We start from the raw sequence: 7,539 nt of genomic DNA, 5'->3' as shown, positions 1-7,539 counted from the left end.
CAAGCCTACTTTCCGCACATCGCGAAGCTGATTTCCCATGGATTTTGATTCATGATTTTCGCGGCCCCTCTTGAATCCCTGTGAAGTAGTGGGACGGTGACATTCCGAGCATTTGAAGGATGGCGGCCTGCCTTTGAGTCAGCTTGTCCTTGAAAATCCGGCAGGAACCATCCGACGGGTTCAGAAGTCGATGGCAGCGCACGTCACCAAAGAAGTGCAGGACTCTATCCGCAGTGGGACGGTCGCACGCTCTTTCCTCTGGATAGAGTGGCAAATCAGCACGGCCTTCGCTGGCCATCTGTCGTCGAAGCTGAAGTTCGATGAGCGAGTGAATGAGAAGCGCGAGGAAGTACAGGAATAGAAGTGCTTCGATTCGACTTGGGCTCTTGAGGAAGACGGGCATCACCTCCAGGACGGACTTGAGTTGCTCGAAACGTCTCTCCAGTCGAGGCTGATGCTTGTATGCCAGCAGAACATCCTTCAGTGACATTTGCCGGTCGTTGAGCACGAGAGGGAAGATTCCGTCCATCGCCTGCTCGAATTCCAGCGCCTCGGCTTGAGTGCTCCAGTGGAGCTGGAGCTTCTCCCGAGGCACACGCACATAGACGGTCTGCTTGCCTGGCCGGCCAGGGGTTGCTTGCTTGAAGCGTTCTTCTTCTTGGACTTCGACCGCGACGGTCATCAACTCCTCGGTCCGAGTGCGAGCCAGAATGGCCTTCGCCAATTCCTGAGCATGTACAGCGTCTTTGACTCGTGAGCGGGGCGCTTGTATTCGTTCCGCCAGGTTCTGCAATTCCTCGGTTGCCCGCGCCACTCGCCGCCGCCTGGACAGCCCTTCACACTCGGCCTTCTGTGAGCTCCATATCCACACAATCCGATAGCCTTCATCGGACGGGAATTGCGACTCATAGGCCTTGAACACATCATCCGGACCGTCCTTCAGCCGAGAGTTGGGGCGACGCAAAACCTCTATCCACTCGACACCGAACTTCTTCTGCCAGGAACGAAAGGACTGAATCTCACCCCGAGTCCGCGGCAGCACCGTGATGAACCGCCCCCCGTGACGGGCAATGTGGTCCATGTTTTCCCGTGTACACAGCTTTGAGTCCGCTACGTACAGGAAGTCGGGTCTGCCCACCAGCTCACGCAGGACACTCCATGTGCCGATGTGCGTCTTGTCGTCGGTCGTGTTCCCGTGCTCGACACTGCACCAGATTGGAACGGCCCCTTCCGCTGTAGTCGTCAGCAGGTAGAGCAACTGCTTCAAGTCGGGCCGGTGGTCCTTGTTGTAGCCATGGGCAATGCGATGGGTAGGCTTTCCATTCCTCCGCTGCCCCTTGGCGTCTACGTACTCCCCGGACAACGTGACGGTCGTGCTGTCGTTGTGCAGTTCCTCGAGATTGAGCTCAAAGCTCCGTGCGGCCTGGACGACTGCCTCCGTCATGAGCGCGGCGCGGTCAGCCTCGAACAACTTGTCCAGGCACCTGCCGAGCCGATCATCGTTGAGCAGTTCCACCCCACTGCCAGGCAGTCCCAAGAGGGAACCCTCGACGCGACGGCACCAGTCCCGCAGGCTGTACAGCGGCTCGCGGGATACCAGAATGTTGCGCAGCAGGATGCCCACTCCTACCGCGGGCGGCAGTCGGTCGCGTGAGCCCGGCTGGGGTACAAAGCGCTGGAGGGCCGCGTTCACTCCCGTCAACTCAAGGAAGTGGTTGATGATGGGCAGCGCCCCCACCACCTTTGACTCCAGACCAGGCTCATTGGTCTCAGAGGAGGCACCTGGCCCGTGATTGTCAACCATCCTTCGCACGTAAGAATGATGGTACCACTTGCGAGGTGGGGCAAGCCTGTTCTTGGATGCCTCTCTACCCCTGGCCCTCCCACAGGGAGCAGAACGAGGGCCGGGTCGCTCATTACCGGAGGGATTGGACAGGTACCGCATGCAGCAGGAGAACTCGCATGAGGCCGCTCTGGTGGATACATGGTGGGTGAACATCAACCCAGGAGTGCTCGGCAACAGACAGCGCTTGAACATCAGCGAGATTGGACCCTTCCAAGAGGGGGGCTCTCATGAAATCCCATCATCATCGAGCTTCACGCGGAGGCACGACTACTTGAGGTTTGCCCTGATTGAGCCGCATTTGAAATCAGCATGAAATCAGCTTCGCGATGTGCGGAAAGTAGGTTGCAAGTCACCCGTGAAGTGCTCGCCGTGGAGGTTGTTCCCCTCTACCGGCAGCATGCCGAAATCCTGCTCAATGAATCAACCGGGCTTGCGGAGGTGCACGCAACCGGGCGGCTCCATCCGGACCTGGACGACCGGCAACAGCTCGCCGCGCTCGCTCTCCGGGTCCAGCAGGGGTACGCCCTGGAACTCGCCGATGACTTGCGCGCCCTTCTTCGCCGGACCGCCCCCACGGCAGCCCTCAGCGAGGCCGAGACGGAAGAGGCCCTGAAGAACCCGGAAGGCGCCGAGGCCCTGATGGGAATGATCCTCTCTCGCTTCCGGGAGGCCCAAAGCCGATTCCTACACTCGATGTACCGGATGACGAGTCTCCGGGACGCTGGCGACCTCGAGGGTGCGCGCCAGCAGATGCGTGACGTGCTGGCCGTGGAACTCGTGCCGCAGTACCGCCGGATGGCCGAGGAACAGCTCAGGGGCCTCGACGGTCCGGCCCCGGAGTCGTGACCGGCTTGGGGCCGGGCACTCGGTGGCGAGGCACGAATCTACTGGCATGGCCAGGAACCTCGGCTCAGTCGCGCGAGAAGTCACCCTGCGCCTCGAGCGAGGGTTTGCCGTCGAGCTCCCAGTACTTCCACTCACCGGCCTTCTCACCATTGGCGTAGTGGCCCTGCACGGCCAGCACTCCATTCGAGTGCCATTCCGAGTAGAGGCCCTGCGCGCGTTGCGCGAGCAGTGTCCCCTCGGCCCACTTCTGCCCGTCGGAGCGCCACGCGGTCCACTTCACCTCCTGCGAGCCGGCGGAGTGGACCTCCTCGCGGTTCTTCTGTCCCTCTTCGTAGTAGAGGGTCCACACGCCCTGCTTGAGGCCGCCGCGGTACTCGCCCTCGAACTGCTTCACGCCGGTGTCGAAGTAGCTCACCCAGTGGCCCTCCATCTTGCCGTCGACGTAGGGCCCCTCGGTCTTGAGCTTCCCGTTGGGGTGCCACTCCACCCAGCGGCCATGCTTCTTGCCGTCGGGCTTCGCGCACCACTGGAGGGTGCCCTCGGGTGGGGCGCGGCCATGAAGCCGCGCACCCTCGGGACAGGGATTGGACGCCTTGCTGCATCCGAGGGCCGTGCCCACGACGACGGCCAGCGCCACGAGCGTCTTGTGAGAGGAAGCTAGTAGCAGGTGCCGACTCCGCTGCAGCTGCAGTTGTTGCTGGCGAACGTGTAGTCGTCGGAGGCGGCCGCGAAGCTGCCGAGGCCGTAGTCGTGCTTGGCGCAGTCCTGGGTGTACACCGTGGTGCCCACGCAGGCGGGGGTGCTGGTGATGCCGCAACCCTGACCACAGCGGCCCTTGCAGCCCTGGCCCGAGCCACCGGTGCAGCCACAGCCCCGGCCAGCCTGACGGGTGTACCCGCCGATGTTCTGACTGCCGCAGGTGCAGGAGAGGTGGGTCCAGCCGCGCGCCGAGACGTACTGGTACGACGAGAGCAGCTCACCCACGGGGACGATCTGCATGAAGCTCGTCTGGCGCATCGCCGCCTCCTCGGAGCGGGTGCGCTGACCTTCCTCGGGGATGGCCTTGGAGAGGCCCTCGAGCAGCGGGGTGAGCAACTGGGCCTGGGCGGCGTCGAGCGGGTTGCCCTCGGGCATGAACGTTCCCACGCCCTGGGTGTAGTCGATGTGGAAGCCGATGACCGGGTTGCCGAAGTCGTAGGTCACCTCGACGACGTTGGCGGAGGTCTCGGCCACCAGCATGCGAACGGAAGCGCCGCCCGAGCGGTAGGTGGCCTCGAGGGTGGTCGCATCACGCTGGAGCAGCGCGAAGCCCTCCGCCTCGTCCACCACCTGCGACGGACCGTCCGAACAGCCGATCGCCATCACCATCGTCATTACGGCCAGGAAGAGCTTCTTCATCTCGGTCTCGATTCCGCGCGGGGGCGCACAGGAAGGGGACGAAATGGTAGGGGGAAGACATCCTTCCTGTCTATGAGAAAACGGGAATCCCGAACAAACCGGTGCGCCGATCCGGAGTCAGGGGCGCATCTGGAACGCCGCGTCAGGGAGGGAAGGCGCACTCGGGGAACCGTGGTACATGGCCGGGCCCCACATGGAACCGTCTTCGACCTCGCAACGACTGATGGCCGCGAGCCTTGGCCTCCTGATCCTCGCCTGCAGTGTGGCCCGCAACCCGGCCATCCCCGGTCCCACGGGCGCGAAGGACCTCTCCCGCTACGTGCTCGTCATCAATGAGACGCCGGACGGGCAGGTGAACCACGCGTGGAAGCCCATCAGCGAATTCGACCTGTCGGGATACGCCCCCTACCGAGCGGATAACGCCCTCTCTGGAGGGCACATCGTCCATGCGGCCTGGACACGCGACTGTGACGAGGAGTTCGATCAATGCGTGAAGATGTGCCTCGGCTCGCGCAAGGGCACGAACTGGACGCACGCAACCAAACGCTCCAAGGAAGCAATGTGCCGTGACAGGTGCTATCCCTCCTACCGGGACTGCTGTGATCTTCGAGACCGGGCCACGGCTGGAGCCGTCGAATTCACGGCGATCAACGGTGCTGTGGACTGGTTGAAGCTGAATCGCGAGAAACTCCTGGTGGGAGCCGCCGTCGTCATCGCTGGAGTGGCATTCGTCGTGGTTGCCACGGGCAGCGGAGGCTTGATCCTCGCACCGGCCCTGCTCCTGGCGTCACATGCGCATCCCTCCGCTCCTCGGCTCGCGGTCTCGCAACCATGAAGGTTCTCACCATTCTCAGGCACCCGCAGGAGGTCATCGGCAAACGATGGAGGGAAGATCAGCCTCCCGAGCAGGCTCGTGTTCTCGGCCTCGCGCGAGACGCCCTTTGCTTCGTTGCCGCCACCGGTCAGCACTACCCATTCGAGGATTTCCGCAAGGACCTTCACTCGGTCCATCTCGTTCAGCCTCGAGACGATGACTTCCCGGAGCTCGAGGAGCGCCTGCGCAAAACGGAGGCGTTCTTCACACAGCTCCTGGATGCTCCCGGCGCTGTTGGAGAGGAAAGGCTGATCCAGGTCATCCTCGATACGCTCCGGTTCATCTCAGCGACCGGCCAGTACGAGTCCTTCAGCCAGTACCTGGAGCATCTCGAAGCGGGAGGCCCCCCGCATGTCGTGGCCGCCTTCGATACGATGCAGGAGGCGCAATCCTGGCTCGACAAACACCCTGCCCCGCCGCGTTTCGCCAGCGTTCTGATCGGCAATGACTACCACGCCGTGATGTATGACCGCGAAACGAACTTCCGTCGGCTGCCGCCGGCCCGCAGCATCAACTACTACCTCGTTGACCTGGAGGAGCAGGCTCCCCCTGTCGCCACGGCAGCCTTCACCACGCACGAGGAAGCAGAAGCCTGGCTGAAGGCACAACCCACCCCCGCCAGACGGGAGTGGGTGCTGATTGGCTCCGAACTCTACCTGGCCGCGTACCACCCCAACGTCAACCACCGCGCCCTGTACCCTCTCTCGCTCGCCGACGGGTACAGGGACGAGGAGTAGGCCCGCCCGCACACGGGGCGGGCGGCTCCATGGGTTACGAATCGCCCCGCCTCCGGCGAGCTCCCCGCAGCACGAGCACGGCGAGCCCGAGCCCCCACACGCCGCTCCCCGAGGCCACGCCACAGCCACAACCCACCTCCAGCGCGAGGCTGCCCACGTGGAAGCCGAGCGGCGCCGATGGGGCGCTCCGGAAGCCGTACTGCTCGGCCCAGGCGGACGCCTCATGCGGCCCCACCGCGAGCTCCGTGGAGGCCACCACGACGAAGGTGCCGGAGTCATCCGCCACCACGGGCGCCCCCAGTGGCTCGCCCTCGAGGAACACCTGCACGGTGGCGCCAGGCGCCGTCCTCCCCTCGAAACGAGGCATCGCGGCGACCCCTGTCTCTCCCGCCCCGGGAGACACCCAGCCCGGCACGGCGGGCGCGGCGAAGGCCCGGGGGATGACCTCCTGACGGCCTCCATATGAAGGATCGCCCGCGGTGCTGGGCTCGGCGCCCCGGGTGCCCTCGGGCGAGTACCCCGCGGCCCCCGCGCTCGAGGTGGCGGCACAGTCCGCCGGCACACCGCCCTCGGCCTGGATGAACAGCAGCCCGCCTCCACCGCCTCCACCGGGAGAGATGTCACTGAACGCGCCCGCCCCACCGTTGGCCGAGAGCACCGTGCAGCCCAACTTCCGCGCGACCCGCACGTGCACCGTGCCGCCCGCGCCGCCACCTCCGCCACCTCCGTGCACAGCACTGGCCGAGGTCGCATCCAGGCCGTTGGCGGTGATGACGCCACGAGAACCGGGGCCCGAGAGCTCCTGGGCGCGGACGAAGACGATGCCACCGCCCGCGCCTCCCGCCGTGCCCTCGATGCCCGCGCCACCACCGCCGCCGAACAGCAGACGCTCCTGGGCCCCCGTGTAGCGCAGCGCCGAGCCGCCCCGGCCTCCCACGTCGCGCTCCGTCACCTCCTGCGAGGAGCGGCCGCCCTGCCCGCCCGGGCCCACGTGGCCTCCACCGCCACCACCCGCGTCGTGGCAATTTCCGCCTCCCCCTCCATTGGCGAGCCGGCCATACCCACTCCGGGGAATGCCTTCACCCCGGCCGGCGAGCCCCTCGCCCTTGCGCGCGCCGCCTCCAGCCGACGCCGTCCCATCCTCCGCCGCGCAGTCGAAGAGAGCCGTGGCCACGCCCGACTCGGCCGAGCCGCCCCGGAAGCCCAGCCCATCCACCTCCAGCGAGCCCTGGTTGAGGACGGTGCCGGTGGCCAGGAACGCCAGCACTCCGCCGCTGCGCCCATTCCATGACAGGGCCCGCAGCGAGGCCTCGTTCAAGACGTGCACGTCCGTGTACTCGGGCACGCGCACCACCTGGGAGACGGAGGCGAAGCGATTCACCAGCGGCGCGCTCAGGCGCAGCACCCTCGTCCCCACCTCCGCCACGCGTGCCAGCTCCCACCGGCCCGCCCCCGAGTCCCGCGCCTCGAGCTCGTCCACCGCCGCGCGGAGCGACTCGAAGGGCAGCTCATCCCCCACCTGCAGCACCAGCACCAGCTCGCCCGCGGCGAACACCGAGGCCTCCGCCACGCTCAGCTCGGTGGCCCCCGCGGCGGCCTCGGCGAGGAGCGGCGTGGAGGCATTGATGACGGTCCCCGCCGTCGTCACCTGCAGGCGGCCATGCTGCCCATTGCCCAGGCCAAAGGTGTCCGGCTCCGCGCGGACGGCCAGCGGGAGCAGCCCCAACATCATGGCCAGCAACCCGAGCGGGAAGCCCGTCACCAGGCCCGGGACGAAACGGCGCGAAACAGAGGGCGACACGGTCCACCTCCGGTGTCCACCGCTCGTCATATGAGAA

7 protein-coding genes are annotated in these 7,539 nt (G+C 65.7%); 3 read left to right on the top strand and 4 right to left on the bottom strand.

Annotated features, from left to right (window positions below; translation table 11 throughout):
• Positions 1–49: 49 nt before the first annotated feature.
• A complete protein-coding gene (locus tag Q664_RS46130; RefSeq protein WP_160174648.1) occupies positions 50–1,741 on the bottom strand; it encodes an IS1634 family transposase in 1,692 nt (563 codons plus the stop codon).
• A 447-nt stretch (positions 1,742–2,188) separates the two neighbouring features.
• Between Q664_RS46130 and Q664_RS46125 the strand changes: the two genes are divergently transcribed.
• On the top strand, positions 2,189–2,692 hold the full coding sequence (locus Q664_RS46125) for a DUSAM domain-containing protein (protein WP_235217146.1): 504 nt from the start codon (positions 2,189–2,191) through the stop codon (positions 2,690–2,692).
• 64 nt (positions 2,693–2,756) lie between these two features.
• Here Q664_RS46125 and Q664_RS46120 read toward each other — a convergent pair whose 3' ends face one another.
• The gene (locus tag Q664_RS46120; protein WP_235217145.1) at positions 2,757–3,329 is read right to left on the bottom strand and encodes a toxin-antitoxin system YwqK family antitoxin; all 573 of its coding nucleotides are present in this window, start codon (positions 3,327–3,329) and stop codon (positions 2,757–2,759) included.
• Positions 3,330–3,349: 20 nt separating this feature from the next.
• Positions 3,350–4,090, bottom strand: coding sequence for a hypothetical protein (locus Q664_RS46115; RefSeq protein WP_043412121.1), 741 nt, complete (start codon positions 4,088–4,090; stop codon positions 3,350–3,352).
• A gap of 178 nt (positions 4,091–4,268) precedes the next feature.
• On the opposite strand from Q664_RS46115, the gene Q664_RS61860 reads away from it, so the two are divergent.
• Both Q664_RS61860 and Q664_RS46105 read left to right on the top strand, forming a co-directional pair.
• On the top strand, positions 4,269–4,925 hold the full coding sequence (locus Q664_RS61860) for a hypothetical protein (RefSeq protein WP_235217144.1): 657 nt from the start codon (positions 4,269–4,271) through the stop codon (positions 4,923–4,925).
• Positions 4,922–5,701, top strand: a complete 780-nt coding sequence (locus Q664_RS46105; RefSeq protein WP_043412117.1) for a hypothetical protein — start codon at positions 4,922–4,924, stop codon at positions 5,699–5,701. Before Q664_RS61860 ends, Q664_RS46105 begins: the two co-directional genes overlap by 4 nt.
• A gap of 34 nt (positions 5,702–5,735) precedes the next feature.
• Here the strand turns inward: Q664_RS46105 and agmC are convergent, their stop codons facing one another.
• Entirely contained in the window at positions 5,736–7,502 is a 1,767-nt protein-coding gene (gene agmC / locus Q664_RS46100; RefSeq protein ID WP_052519542.1) for an adventurous gliding motility protein AgmC, read from the bottom strand.
• Between the last annotated feature and the right edge of the window lie 37 nt (positions 7,503–7,539).

The organism is Archangium violaceum Cb vi76, assembly GCF_000733295.1.
Lineage (GTDB): Bacteria > Myxococcota > Myxococcia > Myxococcales > Myxococcaceae > Archangium > Archangium violaceum.
This window is presented reverse-complemented; position numbering and strand designations above follow the sequence as displayed.